This window comes from Alcanivorax borkumensis SK2 (assembly GCF_000009365.1).
Classification (GTDB): Bacteria; Pseudomonadota; Gammaproteobacteria; order Pseudomonadales; family Alcanivoracaceae; genus Alcanivorax; species Alcanivorax borkumensis.
In genome coordinates, this window is record NC_008260.1 from 1637123 (window position 1) to 1658310 (window position 21188).

General features: G+C 54.3%; 20 protein-coding genes and 1 tRNA gene. 10 read left to right on the forward strand and 11 right to left on the reverse strand.

What is annotated here, in order from left to right:
* Window positions 1–70 precede the first annotated feature (70 nt).
* Entirely contained in the window at window positions 71–961 is an 891-nt protein-coding gene (gene prpB / locus ABO_RS07425; protein ID WP_011588714.1) for a methylisocitrate lyase, read from the reverse strand.
* A gap of 9 nt (window positions 962–970) precedes the next feature.
* Window positions 971–1669, reverse strand: coding sequence for a GntR family transcriptional regulator (locus ABO_RS07430; protein ID WP_011588715.1), 699 nt, complete (start codon window positions 1667–1669; stop codon window positions 971–973).
* Window positions 1670–2169: 500 nt separating this feature from the next.
* Between ABO_RS07430 and ABO_RS07435 the strand changes: the two genes are divergently transcribed.
* The gene (locus ABO_RS07435) at window positions 2170–3306 is read left to right on the forward strand and encodes an anthranilate synthase component I family protein (RefSeq protein WP_011588716.1); all 1137 of its coding nucleotides are present in this window, start codon (window positions 2170–2172) and stop codon (window positions 3304–3306) included.
* A 73-nt stretch (window positions 3307–3379) separates the two neighbouring features.
* Here the strand turns inward: ABO_RS07435 and thrH are convergent, their stop codons facing one another.
* The 3 genes from thrH to ABO_RS07450 form a co-directional block, all read right to left on the reverse strand.
* A complete protein-coding gene (thrH, locus tag ABO_RS07440) occupies window positions 3380–3997 on the reverse strand; it encodes a bifunctional phosphoserine phosphatase/homoserine phosphotransferase ThrH (protein WP_011588717.1) in 618 nt (205 codons plus the stop codon).
* A gap of 171 nt (window positions 3998–4168) precedes the next feature.
* Entirely contained in the window at window positions 4169–5146 is a 978-nt protein-coding gene (gene cysB / locus ABO_RS07445) for an HTH-type transcriptional regulator CysB (RefSeq protein ID WP_011588718.1), read from the reverse strand.
* A gap of 206 nt (window positions 5147–5352) precedes the next feature.
* Window positions 5353–6273: a 5'-nucleotidase gene (locus ABO_RS07450; protein WP_011588719.1), complete on the reverse strand. Its 921-nt coding sequence runs from the start codon at window positions 6271–6273 to the stop codon at window positions 5353–5355.
* Window positions 6274–6588: 315 nt separating this feature from the next.
* Here ABO_RS07450 and ABO_RS07455 point away from each other — a divergent pair, with 315 nt between their 5' ends.
* Both ABO_RS07455 and ABO_RS07460 read left to right on the forward strand, forming a co-directional pair.
* Window positions 6589–7206, forward strand: a complete 618-nt coding sequence (locus tag ABO_RS07455; protein WP_011588720.1) for a hypothetical protein — start codon at window positions 6589–6591, stop codon at window positions 7204–7206.
* An 863-nt stretch (window positions 7207–8069) separates the two neighbouring features.
* Window positions 8070–8852, forward strand: coding sequence for a DUF3108 domain-containing protein (locus tag ABO_RS07460; protein WP_011588721.1), 783 nt, complete (start codon window positions 8070–8072; stop codon window positions 8850–8852).
* Here the strand turns inward: ABO_RS07460 and ABO_RS07465 are convergent.
* Both ABO_RS07465 and ABO_RS07470 read right to left on the reverse strand, forming a co-directional pair.
* On the reverse strand, window positions 8789–9274 hold the full coding sequence (locus ABO_RS07465) for a DUF2489 domain-containing protein (RefSeq protein ID WP_046962306.1): 486 nt from the start codon (window positions 9272–9274) through the stop codon (window positions 8789–8791). The genes ABO_RS07460 and ABO_RS07465 overlap by 64 nt on opposite strands.
* Entirely contained in the window at window positions 9259–9630 is a 372-nt protein-coding gene (locus ABO_RS07470) for a hypothetical protein (RefSeq protein WP_041704952.1), read from the reverse strand. The genes ABO_RS07465 and ABO_RS07470 overlap by 16 nt, the downstream gene beginning before the upstream one ends.
* 54 nt (window positions 9631–9684) lie before the next feature.
* Here ABO_RS07470 and ABO_RS07475 point away from each other — a divergent pair, with 54 nt between their 5' ends.
* From ABO_RS07475 to mtnC, 5 genes are all read left to right on the forward strand, one after another.
* Entirely contained in the window at window positions 9685–10140 is a 456-nt protein-coding gene (locus ABO_RS07475) for a PGPGW domain-containing protein (protein WP_011588724.1), read from the forward strand.
* Window positions 10130–11170, forward strand: a complete 1041-nt coding sequence (gene mtnA, locus ABO_RS07480; protein WP_011588725.1) for an S-methyl-5-thioribose-1-phosphate isomerase — start codon at window positions 10130–10132, stop codon at window positions 11168–11170. Before ABO_RS07475 ends, mtnA begins: the two co-directional genes overlap by 11 nt.
* Before the next feature lies 1 nt (window position 11171).
* The gene (locus ABO_RS07485) at window positions 11172–11807 is read left to right on the forward strand and encodes a methylthioribulose 1-phosphate dehydratase (protein WP_011588726.1); all 636 of its coding nucleotides are present in this window, start codon (window positions 11172–11174) and stop codon (window positions 11805–11807) included.
* A gap of 52 nt (window positions 11808–11859) precedes the next feature.
* Window positions 11860–12405: a 1,2-dihydroxy-3-keto-5-methylthiopentene dioxygenase gene (locus tag ABO_RS07490; RefSeq protein ID WP_011588727.1), complete on the forward strand. Its 546-nt coding sequence runs from the start codon at window positions 11860–11862 to the stop codon at window positions 12403–12405.
* Window positions 12406–12499: 94 nt separating this feature from the next.
* Window positions 12500–13180 (forward strand): acireductone synthase, encoded by a 681-nt coding sequence (gene mtnC / locus ABO_RS07495; protein WP_041704953.1) that lies wholly within the window; start codon window positions 12500–12502, stop codon window positions 13178–13180.
* Here mtnC and ABO_RS07500 read toward each other — a convergent pair.
* Entirely contained in the window at window positions 13164–14336 is a 1173-nt protein-coding gene (locus tag ABO_RS07500) for a class I SAM-dependent methyltransferase (protein WP_041704954.1), read from the reverse strand. The genes mtnC and ABO_RS07500 overlap by 17 nt on opposite strands.
* A 142-nt stretch (window positions 14337–14478) precedes the next feature.
* On the opposite strand from ABO_RS07500, the gene ABO_RS07505 reads away from it, so the two are divergent.
* A tRNA-Pro gene (locus tag ABO_RS07505) sits at window positions 14479–14555 on the forward strand.
* 137 nt (window positions 14556–14692) lie between these two features.
* Here ABO_RS07505 and hrpB read toward each other — a convergent pair.
* Complete coding sequence (hrpB, locus tag ABO_RS07510) at window positions 14693–17137, reverse strand: ATP-dependent helicase HrpB (RefSeq protein WP_011588730.1); 2445 nt, start codon at window positions 17135–17137, stop codon at window positions 14693–14695.
* Window positions 17138–17277: 140 nt separating this feature from the next.
* Between hrpB and ABO_RS07515 the strand changes: the two genes are divergently transcribed.
* A complete protein-coding gene (locus tag ABO_RS07515; RefSeq protein WP_011588731.1) occupies window positions 17278–17844 on the forward strand; it encodes a hypothetical protein in 567 nt (188 codons plus the stop codon).
* Window positions 17845–18193: 349 nt separating this feature from the next.
* Here the strand turns inward: ABO_RS07515 and ABO_RS07520 are convergent, their stop codons facing one another.
* A complete protein-coding gene (locus ABO_RS07520; RefSeq protein ID WP_011588732.1) occupies window positions 18194–20230 on the reverse strand; it encodes a transglutaminaseTgpA domain-containing protein in 2037 nt (678 codons plus the stop codon).
* On the reverse strand, window positions 20230–21186 hold the full coding sequence (locus tag ABO_RS07525) for a DUF58 domain-containing protein (protein ID WP_011588733.1): 957 nt from the start codon (window positions 21184–21186) through the stop codon (window positions 20230–20232). Before ABO_RS07525 ends, ABO_RS07520 begins: the two co-directional genes overlap by 1 nt.
* Window positions 21187–21188 lie beyond the last annotated feature (2 nt).

Consider the following 21188-nt stretch of genomic DNA (forward strand, 5'->3'; position numbering starts at 1 on the left):
CCTTGGCGGAATCTATGTACTGCAAGAGCCGCATTTGAGCGACTCCTGCAGCAGGTCTTTACGGTGGTTGTTAACCCTTACCCTTGGCAAAGAGTGCGTCCAGTTTCTGCTCGTAATCGTGGTAATTGAGGAAATCGTACAGCTCCATACGTGTCTGCATGATGTCCACCACGTCTTTTTGATGGCCTTGTTCGCGGATGCTCTGATACACCTGCAATGCAGCCTTGTTCATGGCACGGAAAGCACTCAGCGGATACAGCACCATATCCGCGCCTGCCTCGGCCAGCTCTTCACGGCTGAACAGTGGAGTGGCCCCAAATTCAGTAATGTTAGCCAACAACGGCGCATCACCTAGACCTTTCTTGAACGCTTTGTAGTCTTCCAAGGTGTGTACGGCTTCCGCGAAAATACCATCAGCTCCTGCGTCAATACAGGCGCGTGCACGCTCGATCGCCGCTTCCAAACCATCTTTTTGGAAAGCATCAGTTCGGGCAATGATGAAGAAATCATCATCAGTCTTACCATCGACAGCAGCTTTAACCCGGTCGACCATCTCTTCCTGGGAAACAATTTCCTTATTCGGGCGGTGACCGCAGCGTTTCTGGGCGACCTGATCTTCCAAGTGCACAGCGCCAGCACCCGCTTTGATCATTTCTTTCACGGTACGAGAGATATTGAACGCCCCACCCCAACCGGTATCAATGTCTACCAGCAGAGGGGTTTGCACGGCACTGGAGATACGGCGCACGTCTTCCAGCACGTCGTTCATGCTGGTCATGCCCAGATCAGGCATGCCGTAGCTGGCATTGGCCACACCACCACCGGACAGGTAGATAGCGCGATAACCAACCTGTTCCGCCATCATTGCCGCATAGGCATTGATGGTTCCCATAATTTGAAGGGGCTTTTCTTCCGCGAGCGCTTTGCGGAAGCGGCCGCCGGCGGTCAGGTTTGCTGACATGGCGTTCTCCTAGTTATCCGATTTCAAGGTTTCCGCCTTGTGGGCGGCATATTGGTTTTCAATGTTTTTGCGGGCACTGCTGATATGGCGGCGCATCAATAGCTCCGCCATCTCGCCATCGCGGGCCTCAATAGCCTCCACGATACGGCGGTGTTCATTAAGGGCTTTCTGCGGGCGATTCGCTACGGAACTGAATTGGTACCGGTACATGCGCACCAAGTGGTAGAGCTCGCCGATCAGCATCTGGCTGAGGGTGCCATTGTGGCTGCCCTGAATAATGCGGTAGTGGAAGTCCAGGTCGCCTTCACGCTGAAAATAGGCGGTATCTTGCTGCAAGTCTTGCTGTTGCTCATGTTGAGCCAGCACATCGTATAACCCCGCAACTTCTTGCGTTGACATTTGCTCGGCCGCCAAGCGCGCAGCCATGCCTTCCAGAGCTTCACGGACATGGTAGATTTCAATCAGGTCGTCAAAGCTCAGAGACGCGACACGAGTACCCACATGGACAACGCGTTCGAGTAACTTGCGGGATTCAAGACGGCGGATAGCTTCACGGAGCGGGCCACGGCTGACGCCATAACGGCCTGCCAACTCGGTCTCGCTGACCTTGGAACCGGGCGGGATCTCGCCACGCACAATATCATCCTGCAACAGGGAAAAAACCCGGTCAGCCAAGGTGCGTGAGGATTCTGGTACAGCAACAGACATAAAATAGCCCGATTGTTGACAATTTCAACGACCGAGCTGGACTTTACGCCCTCAAAGTAATGACTTCAAGGGCAATTGTTGACAATCGTCTCACCTAAGGCACCACAGTGTAAAAGGATCGTACCACCAGCGATATCATCGACACAGCATTGAACTAGGCCCTACGAAAGGGACACCAATATTCCTTGTTAATCTTCAGTCAGATCACGATTGCTATTATCGAGCGCACCCGCCGCTAGCCTCAGCAACAAAACGGTAGTGGCACACTTCGTATTGGCAAAGTGCAGATAATAAAACCCGCGGGCTGGCTATTTTGCGCATTGCTCTTGCCGGCGATGAACACACCACGACCTGCCTTGAAGAGGCCGGTAATCACGACACCAAAACGAGGCGACCATGGCGGCCTGTGTTCTGCGGTATAACCGTTACTCATCAGCAACAAGAATGGGCATCGTTGCATTACGCGGGTAGACTAGCGCCTCATTTTACTCTGGCAGCTCATGACTTACCCTTGCGTTTTTCAATCTGAAGGTAGCTTACGCTGGCTCGGTGAGCCGGATGCGGTATTGAGCGCCCAGTCATTGTCACAATTGCATGAGCTACGAGCCAACATAGAATACGCGCTAGCAAACGAATACTGTTTCGTTGCAGGCATACTGCCCTATGAAGTAGGGTCCGCATTACACGGATTACCTTGCGCCCCCTTTACTGCCTGGGCATACCTGTATAAAGACGCTCCCAGCCAGAACACACCTAACGCCGCTCTCGTCAGCACACCGACCGGCGCAGAAAACTTTGCCCTGGAGTCGGCATTTAAGCCGGAACAAACGCAACAAGCCTATTTGGCCAGCCTGTCACGGATCCAAGCCTATCTGCGCGCTGGCGACTGCTACCAGGTCAACTTAGCCCAGCGTTTTTCTACCCATTTCAGCGGCTCCACTCTCAGCGCTTGGCTTGGCTTACAACAGGCCCACCCCGCCCCACATAGCTGCTATTTCCAAACGGATGACGGCAACAGTGTATTCGGGGTTTCACCGGAGCGTTTTCTTTCCATCAGGAATCGACAGGTAGTGGCGGAGCCTATCAAGGGCTCTCGCCCGCGAGGCGCTAACCCTGAAGAAGATGGTCGGCTGGCGGCTGAGTTAAGAGCCAACCCCAAAGACCTGGCCGAGAATCTGATGATAGTGGATCTGCTACGCAATGATCTGGGGCTCAGCTGTGAATCGGGCAGCATCCAGGCTTCGCCACTATTTGAATTACGCCAGTTCAGCAATGTACAACACCTTGTCAGCACCATCACCGGCACCCTGAAAGCCGACATCACGCCGCTGGAGGCTCTATTCCGTGCCTTTCCTGGGGGGTCGATTACCGGGGCTCCCAAGCAACGAGCCATGGAAATCATCACCGAACTTGAGCCTGTCGCCCGTGGAGCCTATTGCGGTAGTTTCTTCTGGATGGACGATCAAGAGAACCTGGACAGCAACATCCTGATTCGCACTATGCAAACTGACGGAGATCGGATCTACTGCCATGGCGGCGGCGGAATCGTATTTGATTCAGACCCCTTAGCAGAATACGAGGAAAGTCTGTTCAAGGTGGAAAAGCTGATGCGGGCTCTTGAGGAAAGATTTCTTTAAGTGCCACTTCGTGCAGCGCGTGCTACGCAACACGCCAAATTTATTGGCCTGTTGCGTACAGCCTGCCACAACGTTACAGCGAAATATCGCGTTCGCTGGCCTTAATGATCTCTTTCTTCAAGTCTTCGTAGCTATGCACTGCAGGGAACTGCGGAAATTCGGCGATCACGTTATCCGGCGCATGGAACAAGATGCCCTGCTCAGCTTCCCCTAACATGGTGGTGTCGTTATAGGAGTCGCCGGCTGAAATTACCCGGTAATTCAGGCTGTGCAAGGCGATCACGGACGCTCGCTTCGGGTCTTTCTGGCGCAGTTTATAATCGGTAATGCGACCTTTTTCGTCCACTTCCAGACGATGGCAGAACAATGTCGGCCAGCCCAATTTCTTCATTAACGGCTTGGCAAACTCGTAGAAAGTGTCCGACAAGATGATCAGCTGGAAATTCTCACGGGCCCACTCAACAAACTCTTTAGCCCCGTCCATCGGGTCCAAGGTATCGATCACCGCCTGAATGTCGGGCAGGCCATAGCCATGCTCGTCCAGAATTTTCAGGCGCATACGCATGAGTTCGTCATAGTCCGGGATATCCCGGGTGGTGGCACGCAGCTCATCGATGCCGGTTTTTTCAGCGAAGTTAATCCAGATTTCAGGGATCAACACCCCTTCAAGGTCCAGGCACAACAATTCCACGGTGTTTCCCCTTTGGATAAGTTAAGGCGCGCACAATGTAGCGGCGCCCCCGCCGCTTTGCAACGGGGAAGCAGGTTTGGGTGTCATGCCCGTTGTGCTGGTGAGAAACCAATGCTTTGTCAATACAATCGCTTTCCACTGGGAGGAAAACCAGACGGCGCCATTAGGCCGCTAGCGAATAGGTAGCTCTATACTTTCAAATAACATTTCCCGCTCTTCCCGATTAGGAGCCTTGATAGCCGCATCCACTCGCTCCCGGGTCAAATGAGGAGCGAAGGCTTCTAAAAAGTCGTACATAAAACCGCGCAGAAATGTGCCTTTACGAAAGCCGATTCGGGTGGTGCTAGGCTCAAACAGGTGACTAGCATCCAGTGCGATCAACCCTTTGTCTTCCACTGGGTCGACTGCCATGTGCGCAATAATCCCCACCCCCATTCCCAGGCGAACATAGGTCTTTATCACATCAGCATCAGCGGCAGTGAAAACCACTTTGGGATCCAGCCCTTTATCAACAAAAGCGTCATCAAGCTTACTGCGACCGGTGAAACCAAATACATAGGTCACAAGGGGATAATCAGCTAGCGCCTCTAGCGTTAAAGGCTTTGTTGCTTCTGCCAGAGGGTGCCCTTGCGGCACTACTACGGTCCGGTTCCAGCGGTAACAGGGCATCATGATCAGGTCAGAGAACAAATCCAAGGCTTCCGTAGCAATGGCGAAATCCACACTACCGTTAGCGGCCATTTCGGAAATCTGCATGGGAGTGCCCTGATGCATGTGTAGCGATACATCAGGGAAAAGGCCAGTAAAATGACGAATAACGGGCGGCAAAGCATAGCGAGCCTGAGTATGTGTCGTGGCAATACTTAGCTCACCCCGGGATTCATCACGAAACTCCTGAGATACCCGGCGAATAGACTCCGTCTGCTGCAGGATTTCACCGGCAATCTGAAGAATAGCCTGCCCGGCGGGAGTAATATGGGTAAGGTGTTTCCCGCTACGAGCAAAAACCTCCACACCCAGTTCATCTTCCAACATACGGATTTGTTTACTGATACCGGGCTGCGAAGTATAAAGCGCCGCTGCGGTGGCTGACACATTCAGGTCATGGCGGGCCACTTCCCAGATGTAGCGTAGTTGTTGCAGTTTCATCCCTGTCTCCGCATTAAATCCGCAATTAGTTATAAAAATATAATCTATTATTCATTCAGCGCATAGCCAACCGTGTTTGGTAAGGCCATCTCGCACTATGCCTGAGGCCAAGGCTAAACAGAAAATGATCACCCTGCTCAAGCTGCCACTCCTGCTTATTGTTAACGCTGTCGACTTCAAACGACCTATACAACGGTAATTCTCGTTCAATCCTGCGACGGCCCCTTCTTTGTATTGGAGATGCCATGGGGCACGTGACCTGCGGCCACATGTTCAGAAGCAGATTCACAATGCCCCTGCTGATCATCAAAAAACACGTCGGCACCGAAAGCCCGCAGGAATTCACCTTTAGATAATCCGCCCAAGAACAGACTTTCATCCAAGCGTATATCCCAATCGCGCAAGGTGCGCACCACACGTTCATGGGCAGGCGCACCACGAGCCGTAACCAAAGCCGTGCGAATGGGACACCCCGCCACCGGGAAGCTGTTCTGTAACTGATGTAGCGCCGCCAGAAACGGCTTAAAAGGCCCTCCATTCATAGGTTTTCTAGCCGCTTGCCGTTCATTCTCTGTAAATGCCGCTAGCCCGTCGCTCTGAAAAATTTGCTCCGACTCATCAGAAAACAACACCGCATCGCCGTCGAAGGCGATGCGCAAAATGCCATCCGGGCGCTGACACTGCCCCCCCGACAGAATCGTCGCCGCCGCATAACCGGCTTCCAGCACCTGTTGCACATCTCCCGGGTCCGTCGACAAAAACAAATGAGCACCAAATGCAGAGACATAACGATGAGGGCTTTCACCACTAGCAAATGCCGCACGGGTAATTGGTAGGCCATAGTGGGCAATGGAGTTAAACACCCGCAGCCCCGTATCCGAGCTATTACGCGATAACAAGATTACCTCGACCCGCCCTTTACCCTGCTCCAGCTCATTGATCGCCAACAATTTTTTTACCAACGGAAAGGCATCACCAGGCTCCAGCAAGTCGTCTTCATGCTGAACCTGGTAGTCCTGAAAGGCTTCTAGGCCTTCTTCAAGGTAAACCCGGTGGCTGTCTGAAAGATTGAACAGGGCCCGTGAGCTAATCGCGATGACCAATTTGCCATCGAACGTTACTGGCATAATTCCTGTCTCGGTCGTTGTTATAGGCTTCAGTATCCAGCCCTGCCAAACAAACCGCAACGCCAAGAGCCGACACTGCCTCGGCAAGTACGACATTCACCTAACAAGAAGGTAAAGGTAACGGATCAAGATAAAATAAATCCCCAGCTACCGGCACCCGTTTGTTCCTCAGGCATCCTCTAATTGATCAATGGTTGTTCAACGTTCATATGTGGCATAAAGTTGCAACAGCAAGTGCGTTGATCTGAGCCAGCGCTCATTAAGAGCCCGTTGGTCATTAACGAAACAATCCGTAGTGGAAAAAGGGAGTCATCCATGGCTGCTAGCAAGGTGAAAGATACTGTCGAGGAACTTCAGGCTCAGATTCGCAAGCTGGCTGAGCGCTTCGACAAGGAACGCGAAAAACAGATCGCACAACTGGAAAAGCAACTAGAGAAAGTGCGTGAAAGCCTCAATCAGCAACTGAAGCGCCAGCGCGAGTATTTCGCCAAGCTGGAAAAACTCCAAGCTGAGTACAGAGAAAAAGCCACTACCACCATAAAACGTCAGCTTGATCGCGCCCGCAAGACCGCTGACGACACGCGCAAACAGGTGGACGATTCCGAAGCTCGCAAACGGGTGCTGGAAACGGAAGTTAAAGTTCTCAAGGCCACAGCCAAGCAAGCGCACAGCCTAGCTCGCGTGATCGGCCAGTATGAAAAAGATTTGGAAAAACGCGCCAAAGAGATCCAACGCAAGGTAGCTCCCAAGAAAGCCACAGCAAAAAAAGCCCCGGCCAAGAAAGCTCCGGCCAAGAAAAAGGCCGCTGCCAAGAAAGCACCCGCTAAAAAGGCCGCAACCAAAAAAGCTCCGGCCAAAAAGAAAGCGGCAGCCAAAAAAGCCCCTACAAAGAAAGCCGCAGCCAAGAAAGCTCCGGCCAAAAAAGACGTTTAAATAGGCTTTGAACCGACCATGAAAAAACTGCCCTTGGGCGGTTTTTTCATGCTTGCTAGAAGTCGATAAGGACGCTCCCTTAGCATAAGGCCGACAAGCCTCATCAACACTCAACCCGTAAATACGCTAGACGGCACCATACGAGCCAGAGAGTAAATCTATGTCAGTCAGCATCTCCATTCCGCGTCCGCAAGCGCCAACAAATGCTCAAGCCCATGAGATGGGTCTGCTCTACCCTCTGGCCGCTAGCTCAGCAATAGCGTCTCGCTAGTAAACTCTTGGCTGGTGAATACAACCCCCGCAGAGCAATCGGGCCATTACTGAATCGAACCGGCGAGAGCAGGCCAATTGTCTCACTGCAATAATCCACCGCCTTGGTCTAGGTGTCACGCCCGCTCGCTTGTCTGCGCCCCCCGTAGACGCATCATGCAGTGAAAGAGTTGTTAGGTTAAGGGGCTTGTGTATTTGCCCAGCGACTAGCGGTTCGCTGCAAAGAGATAACGAAAGGGCCCATAACCTTGACCAGTATCACCGGATGTTGAAAAGCGCCCTGGGAATTGCCTATGATGACGAGCTTTTAGAACTTAAGGCAATATGCGGAAAACCCGTGATCAGTGCGTTCAGTTCTGCTTCATGGGATGATCCACTTCGTCTGAAGACCCAGCCAACTATATCGGTGCTCTGCCGCAAGAGACCATGAGTCCGAAAGACGACGTGCAACGTTTTTTCATCTATACTTGTACAACCGCGCTAACAATACGCTCTAAAAAATAATGCCTCCTTAACGGGTGCGTCCCCGAGCTGACTGCCACGCAGTACATTGAAATTTCCCAAAGCTTTTGCAGAACAGGAACACAGGACAAGTGACGAATAATACTGGAATATTTACGCTGGGACGGCTGCCGTTATCTCTAGCCATCGTGGCGTGTCAGTCCTTGTATTCACTGGCATACGCACAGGACCCCGTTACTTTTCCTGACCAGCTGCGCCCCGCCGAAGGCACTTACCGAGTTGTGGTCAGCGGCATTCCTGTAGGGCTCAGCGCCACTATCCGTCTGGAAAAGGCAAACCCTGGATATCGTCTTCATTTCAACGTCCAGAACCGGTTGTTTAGCCATCAAGAAAGTGCTCATTTTAACTGGCAGAACTGCACTGCTACGCCTTATTACTATCAACACGCCAGTGCCGGCTTCGGCATTGAAAGGGGCGGCGAAATTCGCTTTGACTGGAGCACAGGGCAAGCACTGGGAAGTAAAGCCACCTATCGCTTGGCTGAGGCCAGCCTGGATGCCCTTAGCGTAGCCATGGTAGCCCGCTGTCACATGGCAAACGGCGATGATTCATTTAGCTACGCCGTCGCAGAACCCGATGGCATGGCTGAATATCACTACGTTTCATTGGGCAACGACTCGCTTAAAACCCCTGCTGGCACCTGGAAAGTCACAGGCCTAGAGCGAGAATATGCTGAACGAGGCCGTCATTCCGAATTCTGGGCTGCGAAGAAACTGGATTACTTTATGGTTCGAATGGATCACCGAGAAAACCCATTCATTCGCGGCCGAATTGAACTTACCGATTTTCGCTATTTAGATGAGCCTGACAACAACAGTACACGCCATGATGGGAGCACCGTAACCAGCCGCTGAACCGCATCACCTACCACCACCTCCTGCTCTTCTTCCAACTGCCAACGATAATTGTCTTGGTTATGTCGGGCACGGGCGGTCAAACCTTGTCGCGTATCTCCACGATCGAACTGCTGACAGATCTGAGCAAATTGATGGATATCTGACACATCCACTTTAGGTGAGATATCGGCAGGCAGGCTGTCCAACAAAGCGCTGATCCGAATCGCGGCCTCACTTAGCTCTACCTGCTTTTGATTAACTACTCGGCAGAGCACTTCCAGGCTATCGAGTATTTGCAAATACTGCGCTTCGCTACGGGCCATTTCTGCCTGTTTTTCAATGCGGCGGTGACGCACCATCCAAATCTTCCAGATCAACACCCCCAACAATCCGCCAATCATCAACCCAATAACAATTGCCAGAATTACTTGCCCGGCCATGGCCATACCTGGTCCTCCCGGAAGACACAATCCACCCGATGAGGGCTTCGCGCTTCCATCAATAATTTACGTTGGCGCCAAGCCGGCAGCTGCCACTGCTGGTCGTCGACGCGCTCATAACCCAGGGCTAGCAGAGCCTCTGTGATCTTCTTTAGCTGACCCAGAGCTAAATCTCGGCTGCTCAGTGGGCCCTGACGATGAATCCGATCGATGCTTAATGTTCCGGCAAGGCAAACCAGATACCAGCTGTTCTCTCCCACCGAAAGCAGGTGAAATTCGATGCGACGAGGTTCTAAACAGCGGTCGCACCCCGCCGCTGAAGGTCGATACAGCCATGATTGAAAATTGCCTACCATAACGCCATTGTACGTTGCACAGAGCATACGTTCACACTATTCCCCGGAGGCCTATTGAACGCTGACTTGCCTGGCTGGCTGGCGCCACTTGCGCAACAACTTGAACCCTGGTTGCCTGCGCTGACCATTACCGGAGCCATCATGGCCGTAGCCTCGCTGGTTGCGCTACCTTGGTTTTTGGTGCGCATACCCGAAAATTACTTTACCCAGGCGTATTCTCCCCACCAGAACCGAGGCGTTATTGCATGGCTGTTCTGGCTGTTACGTAACCTGTTAGCGCTACTATTACTCATTGCAGGCATCATCATGCTGGTGCTCCCAGGCCAAGGTTTACTCACCATTCTGATAGCCATAATGAGCAGCACATTCCCAGGGAAATACCGTTTGGAAAGCGCTATTATGCGCCGCCCCGGGGTTTTCCGGGCCGCCAACTGGATCCGGGCCAAATACCACCACCGCCCGCTGGAACACCCTGATGCCTATAACAAGGAGCCTACCCATGGCCGTTAACAGCGCCGCAATCCGCTGGCTTGGTGATCACCTGCAATTGCTAGATCAACGTTGTCTGCCCACCGAAACGCTGTGGTTGGACATTTGCGATAGCCAACAAGCAGCCGACGCCATCCGTAACATGGTCGTGCGTGGCGCCCCCGCCATTGGCATCACTGCAGCCTATGGCCTAGCCCTAGAAGCTCAAATCATGGGCAATGACGCATCCTGGGTTACACTGCAAAATGCGGTTGCCACCCTAGCAGACAGCCGGCCAACGGCGGTGAACCTTTTCTGGGCACTTGAACGCCTGCAGCGCTATGCGGGGGACTTACAAGGTAAGGCGCTGGCACAGGCTCTGGCCGAGGACGCTGAAGCGATTCATCGCGAAGACCTCGCCGCTAACCAGGCCATGGGCGAATTCGGTGCCGACCTGTTGCCCAGCGGCGCCACCGTCTACACCCACTGCAATACCGGTGCTCTAGCGACCGGCGGGCATGGCACCGCTCTGGGCATCATTCGCAGTGCCTGGGCGCGAAATCAACTCACTGGCGTGTTTGCCGGCGAAACCCGCCCTTGGTTACAGGGCAGCCGGCTGACCAGCTGGGAGCTGCTAAACGATGGCATTCCTGTGACGCTGGTGGCGGACAGCTGTGCCGGCCAACTGATGCAGCAGGGGAAAATCCAAGCCGTTATCGTAGGCGCAGACCGTATCACCGCCAATGGTGATACTGCCAACAAAATCGGCACCTACAATCTGGCCGTTTTGGCCCAACATCACAATATTCCCTTCATCGTGGCTGCTCCCGTCTCAACGCTGGACCCGGCCCTGCCCAATGGCAGCCATATTGTGATTGAAGAACGGGACGCTAACGAAGTGCGCAACGTGCAAGGCAAGTCATTAGCCCCTGAACATTGCCCGGTATATAACCCAGCCTTTGATATCACCCCCGCGCAATTGATCACCGCCATCGTTACCGAACGAGGCGTGGTCCACCGCCCGGATACGGCCAAAATTAACAGCCATCTGGCTCAGACCAAGGAAAGCTAGCATGCCTGAGCGCCCCTACTCTACCACTGTCTTCCGCGACGCTGCCCGAGCATTGGCGGCCACCGGACAACGGATTTACGCTAATGGCTGGTCGCCTGCCACCAGCAGTAATTACTCTCAGCGGCTCAATACCGACTTTGCCGCCGTTACTCAATCTGGCAAAGACAAAGGCCTACTGCGAGAAACGGATATCATGGCTGTGAACATGGACGGCCAGCCGGCTTCCAGCGGCAAGCCCTCTGCAGAAACCTTGCTGCATACCCAACTTTACCGCTTCGATGGCAACATTCAGGCGGTACTTCACACCCATAGCCATGCCTCCACCGTGCTGACCATGCACTGGCCCGCTAACAGCATTACTTTAGAAGGTTATGAGCTACTCAAAGCCCTGCAAGGGATTACCAGCCATAACAGCCGGTTAACTATTCCTGTATTTGAAAATACCCAGGATATCGCTGCCTTGGCAGCCAAAGTCGATCAGCAAATGCGCTCCGGCCACATCAGCCACGCCTATCTTATTCGCGGCCACGGCTTGTATACCTGGGCTAACGATCTGCCAACCTGTTACCGGCAGCTGGAAGCACTGGAAACCCTGCTGGCCATTGAATTGGAATGCCGAAGGCTGCGTGGCAGCTAAATCAGCATTGTCTCAATGTGCCAATAAATATTGCAGATATGGAGAACCGGCTATGCATAGCGAACTGAAAGTCTTTTCTGATCAGGCCCCCGGGCGAGTGGAGCAACACCTCACCGACAAGGCCGCCATGGCGCGGGTACTGGCCAGCGCTGGGATACGCTACGAACAATGGCAAGCGAACCAAGCTCTATCCGATGACCCTCAGCAAGATGAAGTCATCCAAGCTTACCAGGCCGATATTGATCGGCTGATTGCCGATGAAGGTTACCAAACCGTAGATGTGGTCAGCATGGTGCCTGATCATCCGGAAAAGACTGCCTTCCGGCAAAAGTTTCTGGAAGAACATCGTCACAGTGAAGATGAAGTACGTTTTTTTGTAGAAGGCCAGGGCCTCTTCACCCTGCATATCAACGGTAAGGTTTACGAAGTGTTGTGCAGTAAGGGCGATTTAATAAGCGTACCGGCCAACACGCCGCACTGGTTTGATATGGGTCCAGAACCACGCTTCGTCGCCATTCGCCTGTTCAACAACCCGGATGGCTGGGTGGCTAACTTTACCGGAAGTGATATTGCTCAACAGTTTAACCGGCTCGCTTAAACCCGATACTTGCTAAGGCGTTTAGCCTAGCCGTTCTTGTGCAGCCACACACTCACGTCATCGGTCCCGACACTCAAGCATGGAAGGAAACGGCATGATCAACGCCATCATCACAGATATCGAAGGCACCACCAGCAGCATTGCATTTGTGAAGGAGGTGCTGTTCCCCTATGCCGCCAAGCGGTTTCCCGATTTTCTCGCGGATCACTGGGATCATCCTTGCGTTCAAGAGCAAATAAAAGCCGCCGAAAAGGAAAGTGGAGAAACGCTGGGCTCCGCTGATAAAGCCGCCGCGCTTTTCCTGCGCTGGATAGAGGAAGACCGCAAGGCTACCCCGCTGAAAACCCTGCAAGGCATGATCTGGAAAGCCGGTTACGAAAATGGCGACTATACCGCCCATATGTATCCGGACACTGCGCCGGCTCTGAAAAAATGGCATCAGAAAGGCATCGCTCTGTACGTGTATTCCTCCGGGTCCATCACCGCACAGAAGTTATTCTTTGGCTACAGCGATGCCGGTGATCTCACCGGGCTGTTATCTGGTTATTTCGATACCACCACTGGCCCCAAACAGGAGACAGACAGCTATCGGAAGATCCAGCAGGCGATTGATAAACCCGCCAACACCTTACTGTTTCTGTCCGATATCGAAGCGGAATTGGATGCTGCTGCTGAAGCAGGGTTTAACACCTGCCTACTGGACCGGCAACAGGCAGGGTTGGAAAGCCGTCACCCGGTGGCCAGCAATTTTAACCACATCAATCTAGCGGATTAGACGCCGACGGGGTCGGGCCCTGGCAGCGCCACACCACAAACTTGGCATTACTGGCCAACACGGTCACCGACGTAAAACGACGTGCCAACACCTTGTGGTAGCCAAGATGGCGGTTACCGATGACTCGCAACTCTCCCCCCGGCACCAGTGCTGTGGCCGCCTGATTGAATAATCGCCGTGCCACATGGTCGCCGACCACGTACCCATCATGAAACGGAGGGTTGAGCAAAATACAGTCGAAGCGTTGCTCCAGGCCAGCCAAACCATCGCCAAGATGGAAATGACTCTCCGCATCAGAAAAATAACGCGACACATTATCGCGGGCGCTCTCCAGCGCCAGCCAGGACTCATCACAAAAGGTGACCCTGGCCGCGGGATTGGCTTTCAGCACGGCCATGCCTATCACCCCGTTTCCGCAACCCAAATCGGCCACTTTAGCCCCCGTATGCAAAGCCTCAGGCAGGTGGTCTAGGAAAAATCGTGCGCCAATATCCAGTTGCTGCTGAGCAAACACGCCCGCGTGCACGGTCAAGCGCCACTGCAGTGCGTCTACCCGGCAAGGGTAGTCGGTATCGGCCAATACCCGCCCCGGCGCCTGGGCACTGAACAAGCGGGCTTTTTTCCATCCATATTCCGCCCGACCATTACCTAGATACCGTTGCATCAATGGCACTAGCTGCCGTGGCAAATGCTTATCCATGCCCGCCAACCATATCGGCACACCCTTTGGAAGATGCCCGCTTAACCATTGCAACTGCCATTGCAGAAGCGCAATGGACTTAGGGACACGCATAATGACCTGATCCGGGCTCTGCTTGGGCGCATCAAGCGGCCAGCAAAAGAGGAGATTGGGGTCGAGTCCATTGTCTACGGCATTCGCCCGGGCAGCCGCTGCCGCGGTATACGAATCGCCACTGCTCTCAATGTCAAGGGCGCTCGCTGCCGCCTGTTGCAGAGCTAAGCAAAGCGCTCCTTGCTGATCATTAAGCACCAGGGTTTTGGGCGCATTATCCCCATTCCCCAGAGCCTGCCCTCGTTCAGCTAACGTATTGAGCAGATACAGATCGGCGTTATCCCAGGCTTGCAGAGTCTCGTTGCGCCGACGCGGCCAGCGCTGCAAGCAAAGCTCGCCCCAAGGGTGGTGAAAAGGCGTCATCGTTGTCCTGTATTCATAGCAAAAGCAAGCGGGGCGCATTTTGCCCGTTACCTGCAGGATTGGCCAGAAACTGCGCAACCGGGCTTTGCCACGGGATTTAAGTATGGCATTTTTTAGATTGGCTGCTAGAATGCGCAGCCATCGGAGTATAGCTCAGCTTGGTAGAGTACTACGTTCGGGACGTAGGGGTCGCAGGTTCGAATCCTGCTACTCCGACCAATTTAAAAAGGCCGCTAATCAGCGGCCTTTTTTTGTGGGCTTATCGGTGATGAGAACAGAGGTTTCGTAACTTAATAACTAAGCCTTAATAACAACGCCATAGCCGTAAGCCGACACCCTACGCAAAGTCAGAGCCGCTATTGTCCCAGCCGTCGTTTGGTAAGACCGGTAGCCTGAGCATCCAGCGGATTCTCCGGCCACGGGTGTTTGGGGTAACGTCCGCGCAGATCCTTGCGCACCGCTGCGTAGTTTTCTGCCCAGAACCGGGCCAGATTATCGGTGATGGCTGCCGGGCGGCCCGCCGGCGTAAGCAGATGCACCGTAATCGACAGGGCACCACCAGCCAGTGCCGGCAGCGTTTTCAAGCCAAACAACTCCTGCAGTTTGGCGGCCAGCACCACCTGCTCGCCGGTATAATCCAGCCGCACACTGCGCCCGGTGGGAATCACCACACTCTCTGGCATGTCCTGTTTCAGTTGGCGCTGCTGCTCCAGAGTTAAAAGGCTCGACAGTGCCACTCCCAGCGGCAGTTTTTTCAGGTCTACCACACTGCGCATTCCTGCTAGATACGGTGCTAACCACTGTTCTAGATCAGACAACAATCCTGCCTCACTCACATCCGGCCAGTGCCCATCTGGCTGCACGCAAGCCAAACGAACAACCCGTGCCTGCCATTGCCGCCAGGACTCATCCCAGGGCAGCACAGCCAGTCCCAACTGACGAATACCGGCTAACAGCCCGGTTATCCGTTGCTCGCTATCCAGCGACGTCAACGTCTGGCTTTGCAGCACCAGATTGCCCAGCATCCGCTCACGGCGACCACTCACACGCTGCCTCTCTGCATCCCAGCCGACCTGTTCTCGCCACACCCCATGCTGCTCTTGGGCAGCCTCGACTTCGTCTTCTGTCAGTGGCCAAGCGAGCCGAATACGCGCGTCTTTAGGCTGACCATCGGTATCCATCACCAGCAGCCATTCCGTGCCCTGCAAACTGTCACTATCGTGTAGAAACAGGCCGGGGCCATCGGCCATTTGATAACGCCCTCGACCACCGCTACGCCGGCGACTGATCTGTAACGGATACACTGAGGCCAACAACGTCCCCATCGCATCACGCCAGCGCTGTTCGGAATGGCCGTTATTGATTTTCAGGCGCCGCGCCTCGGCCAGCACTGCCCCAAAACGCTGAGGTTGATTCTCCAGCGCTTCCAGCCGTCGCCTCAGGTCCACTCCCTCGCCAGGGAGAATATCCCGCTCGGACAGCAGCGCAACCAGCTGAGCTGCGGACTCCGCCAATCCGGCTTCGCCTGCAACAATCAATAGTGACGCCAGTGACGGGTCCACGGGCAGCTGCGCGATGGCCTCTCCTCGTGAGGTCAGCGAGCCATTTTCGTCTAAAGCACCCGCGCTTTGCAGCCGCTGCACCGCACTGTTCCAGGCCGCTTGAGGGGGCGCATCCAACCATGGCATTTGTTGCGGTTCACGACTGCCCCAGCGGGCCAAATCTAGCACCAGACGATCAAGCCCCACGCGCTGAATTTCCGGCAACTGATAACGTGCCAATACCTCCGACTTCCCCCACAAGCGGACACTGTGACCTGGGCCCAACCGCCCGGCCCGACCACTGCGCTGACGGGCATTGGCCTCACTGATACGGCGGGTCACCAGCCGACTGCGATGCCTTGCCGGATCATAAACCGGCTCACGGGCAAACCCGCTGTCAATCACATGGGTCACTCCCTCAATGGTCAGGCTGGTTTCCGCCACATTGGTGGTCAGCACGATTAATCGCGGTTCAGTGGCCGCAAGCGCCAACACCTGCTGTTGCTTATCCAGCGGCAACCCCCCGTAGAGTGAGGTGACCGGTGTAGTACAACCACACTGATTTAACTGACTGGCAACCCTGCGTATATCCCCCTGACCCGGCAGAAAGACTAGCATCACGCCAGCGGTGTCAACCAACGCCATGACTTGCTCGGCACAATGATCCCGCCAATCCTCGCGCGCAGAAACGGGCACATAGGACACCGTTACCGGGTAGCTCTGCCCTTCGCTGCGTATCACCGGCGCTCCAAGCAAATGTTCCAGCGGCCCGCAGTCCAAAGTGGCAGACATCACCAGCAAGCCCAAGTCCAAACGAAATGCCTCACAGGTCTCCAACATTAACGCCAGACCAAGATCCGCATTCAGTGACCGTTCATGAAATTCATCAAAGATAACCAGGCTGACACCGGGTAGTTCCGGGTCCTTGAGTAACATGCGCGTGAGTATGCCTTCAGTCACCACTTCCAAGCGAGTGTGTGCACTTACCTGGGTGTCAGTACGGGTGCGATAGCCCACGGATCGCCCCACCGGCTCCCCCCGCTGGGAGGCCATAAAAGTGGCCACGGAGCGTGCGGCCACCCGGCGTGGTTCCAGCATCAATATTTTGCCGTTGGCACCCCACTCACTGTCCAGTAGAGCCAGCGGTACACGAGTGGATTTCCCGGCGCCAGGTGGCGCTTCAAGAATGGTACGATTGTACCTTTTTAACGCTTTTAAAAGCGGCTCAATCGCGTTATCTACCGGAAAAACTCTCGCCATTCGTTACGTCCGCCCTCGTTTCTCAGTGACCGCCGTCACGCTGACACTTTTCGCCACACGCTGATACGTGTAACAAGCAAAACCTATGCTATATTCTGTGCACAAACCTAATAATTAATAACTAACACATATAGTGATTTATGCTGAATGATTTGGGGATTCCTGAGCATCTAATCTGGAAACTGAACCATTTTGACAACCATAAACGGGCGGTCAATTTTATCAAACAGTTCCAAGACACGCTGTGTGTCTACAGTGCACCGGTACAGCAGCTTTATACTAACTACGACATTTCACTGCCGGATGGCGATGATCGTTCGATGATTATTCTGCCCAACCCCTACGCATACCATGACACCTTCAACAGTATTAGTGACACCAGTGTGCATGCCAGCGGCATGTATATTGTCCCAGGGGATTTGTTTGGCAAGGAGGGGTTATACCTGACCCTGCGACTACTTAAGTACGGCAAACGTGTTATCAGGCCGGTACCGCTGAAAGTTGGATTGTGGGCGCTAATGAAAAAAGGAACCAACGAGATCCCTTTCCTCCCGGTAATTACTAAAGGCGATTTACGCGCGTTTCGTAAGGACTCCCCCTGCTTACATCTCCACCGCATTCAACCGTCGAAGCTGGGGCATCGCTCTCCCATGGAGGTAAAAGCCATCCAGCAAGTGATTCGCGATAGGCTTAAAGTGTATATGTAACAATACCCGAGGCCTGACGCGCATCAGCTAGCGGCTTTTATGTTTCCTGGGGTTGATCACAATAATAATGCAACAGCTGAATCTAACACTGCAAACCGCTGCAGGCTCGGCCTCAAGCCACGATCCCGGTTTTCCTGGATCACGCAGATGAGTTGATCCGTTCCATGAATCCATGATCCAACCCTGCTCTCGAGCGGTGCCAATTCATCCCAGAACAATTGAACTCAAGGGGCTTACTCTGCCCGCTCCAACGTTTTCTTGTACCTTACCGTGCGCATTTTTCGTTTCCTGCAACACCCCCGAAGTAACCGTTAAACGAACACCAACGTACCCGTCTGTGGCTAGCCGGCTAATCCAATAATTTGCACAAGCGATTACGTAAGCCACGTAAATGGCGCATTTGCTGTTTGCCGGGTTTTTGCTGCGGATCGTACAGCGACCGTTGATAGTAGCGGGCCCAGTCATGGGCCGGGCTTGCGGCCCGAGGCCAGCGTTCAGAAATGGCTTCAGCCAATAATGAAGGGGTTAACCCAGGTGACAGCCTCAACCCTCGGCTCTGAACATGTTGATATAGATGCCAGAATTCCTTTTCCATTGAGGATTGACGATGCGCCGGGGTATGCCAAAACAGATACAGGCCATACAACCCCAACAACAACGCAATAGACACTATCAACGTTACGGCCAACCGTAGGGGGGTGACCTGCCCAAGCAACTTGCCGAGTACGGACAGTTGTAACTGGCTGTCATAGCCAAGCACCCAGGTCTGCCAGCGAAAATCCACATAATCTGCCCACTCACGCATGGCCCCCAGCAAACCACTGCCAGCAAAAGCATCCAACTCAATCCCGCTTAGCCCCGTCCCGGATTGTTCATCTTCAAGAGCCGCCCTCAACCCGTGTTCCACCCGCTCCGGGGCCACCGCTCCGGTTGGGTCTACCCGCACCCATCCTTGCCCCTCCAGCCAGACCTCACTCCAAGCATGGGCGTCATACTGGCGAACCAGTAAGTGAGACCCCAGGCTATTCTGTTCCCCGCCTTGGTAGCCCACCACCACCCGAGCAGGAATGCCCGCAGCCCGCATAAGAAAAGTAAAACTGGAAGCATAGTGCTCACAGAAGCCCTTGCGCGAACGGAACAAGAAATCGTCGATGGGATCGGCCACCAGTTTTGGCGGCCGCAGTGTGTAGTGGAAAGGTTGCTGACGAAAATAGGCAAGAGCCTGCTGCACCACTGCCGTATCTGCGTCGCTATCTAGGCGCCACCGCTGAGCCAGCCCTCGAGCCCGGCGACCGCTGTCATCCGGAATCGACAGCATCAACGCTTCTTCCTGGGGCGCCAATGGCAGCCGACGGGTCGCCGCTGGCACACTGACCACCCGGTAGCTCTGTCGCTGACTGACCGGATTATTTGACACAAGTCGCATATCCCGGGCCAAACTAACCCCCTCGCCACTCACGAAAGGTACCGGCATGGCAAACAGCCAACGGCGCTGGGTGGGCTCGACAATCACTTGGTAGGCGTAACTATTGCCGTCGCTACGTCCAGCGGTAAGCGCCGTCATCCAGTCCGGCGCGTTCCCGCCGCCACGATACAGATAGCTCTCTTTGTCCATGCCTTTGGGAATAGCCTGCTGCCAGGCGCGGCCATCGAAATAACTCAGAGTGAGCCCCCGCCAGTAGCGTTGCGCCGGGGGCGGCATCTCGCCCTCAAAGGCAACCCGGAACGCTAGGGCGGACGACTCTGATAGCTCACTAATCTGTCCCGGTGCCATGCTGTCTGTCATCCCGGTGCGCGCTTTACCGTTGCCCACCTGCATATTCCATAATGGGGCGACCCTGGGCACCAGCACAAACAGAATCAGCATCAACGGTATCGCCTGGGCCATAATCACCCCGGCACGTTTAAGATGCTGCCCCCCGCTGGCGCGGGTATCGCTGTGATTAATCCCCGCCAAGCACGCGGTGAGCAGCACCATGCACAACAACACGTAGAGGAACATCAGCGGGCTTTGCGAAAATAGCAACGACGTGGCGCAGACAAAGAAACCCAACACTAACAACACATAGGCATCGCGCTGGCTCACTACCTCTAGGTATTTGAGCCCAAACAGCGAAACCAGCAAGGCGACCCCGGCTTCCGGCCCATAAAGGCGGCCAAAACTATAAAAGGTGAGCGCCACCACAGCCATTAATAGCAGGCTGCGAATAATACGACCGGGGAGCGCCATTCGTTGCCGGTTCACCAGTGCGCGGATCACCACCACCAGCGCAAATAAACCGGTCTGCCAAAGCGGACCTTTGAGCAGCTGGGGTATCGCACAGAACGTCACCGCAAGCGTCAGCCAGAGCTGAGTGTGGGAAGGGACCTGGTAAATGCGCGCCATCAGAACTCCGGGTAACAGGCCAACGCATCCAGCAAGCGCCAGCGGTGCACATCACCGGTGTCCGGTGCTAATGTCAGCCCCGGTAGCACCAATCCATAGGGCTGATGTTCCCGGTCTAGCTCAAGCACCCAATGACACAGAATAGAAAGCCGCTGCTCATCTGCTAGACCTTCCAGCTTGTCCCAACGCAACCAGAGCCGACCGCCCACAGGTTCTTCGAACAACTTGGTGTTTAGGCCTCTGCCTCGAGCATAGCCTTTCCAGTCGATCTTGCGCAGCGAGTCGCCGGGAACGTAACGGCGCAGCCCCTGAAATTCTTCGTTACCGGACTGGCCACTGCTGAAGGCCCTCTGATTATTTTTGCCGCCATCTGCCGGGCAGTTTTCATTTTCCTGGGGGCTAGGCCAGGCAAGGCAATAATGATCCAGTGTCACATAAGACCAGCTGCGTAGCAGGCCAAGAGGAAACCGGCTTTCCACTTTTAACCGCGGCGCGGTTATTTTTCCCCGCCGTGGCAGAAACAAATTCAACCACAGGCTTTCCTCCTCCCCTGCCATAACGCTGACCTGCTGAGCGGCCTGCCCCGGCCAGTACAACCAGACACAATGATGGGCTCGCTGCTCGGCGAATAACACCACTTCCAGCGCCCCTTCTTCGCCACTGAAACCGGACTCTGCCGTGCCATTGCGCAAGCCAAGAGCCGATAAATTGCGAAAGGTATGGAGGATGGTAACCAGAAATAAACTCGCCATTAGAAACGACAGAGCCAAGATCAAATTATTTTCATAGTTAATGCCGCCAATGAACAGCAGCCCGGCCACTAACAGATAGAAAAAACCGTAACCGGTAGGAAAAATAAAAATGCGTTTCTGATTCAGCACTATCTGGCGGGCAGCGGGTAAACGGCGCGTCAACCACCGTTCATAGAGTCCACGCACCCCAAGGGGAAATTTCACCG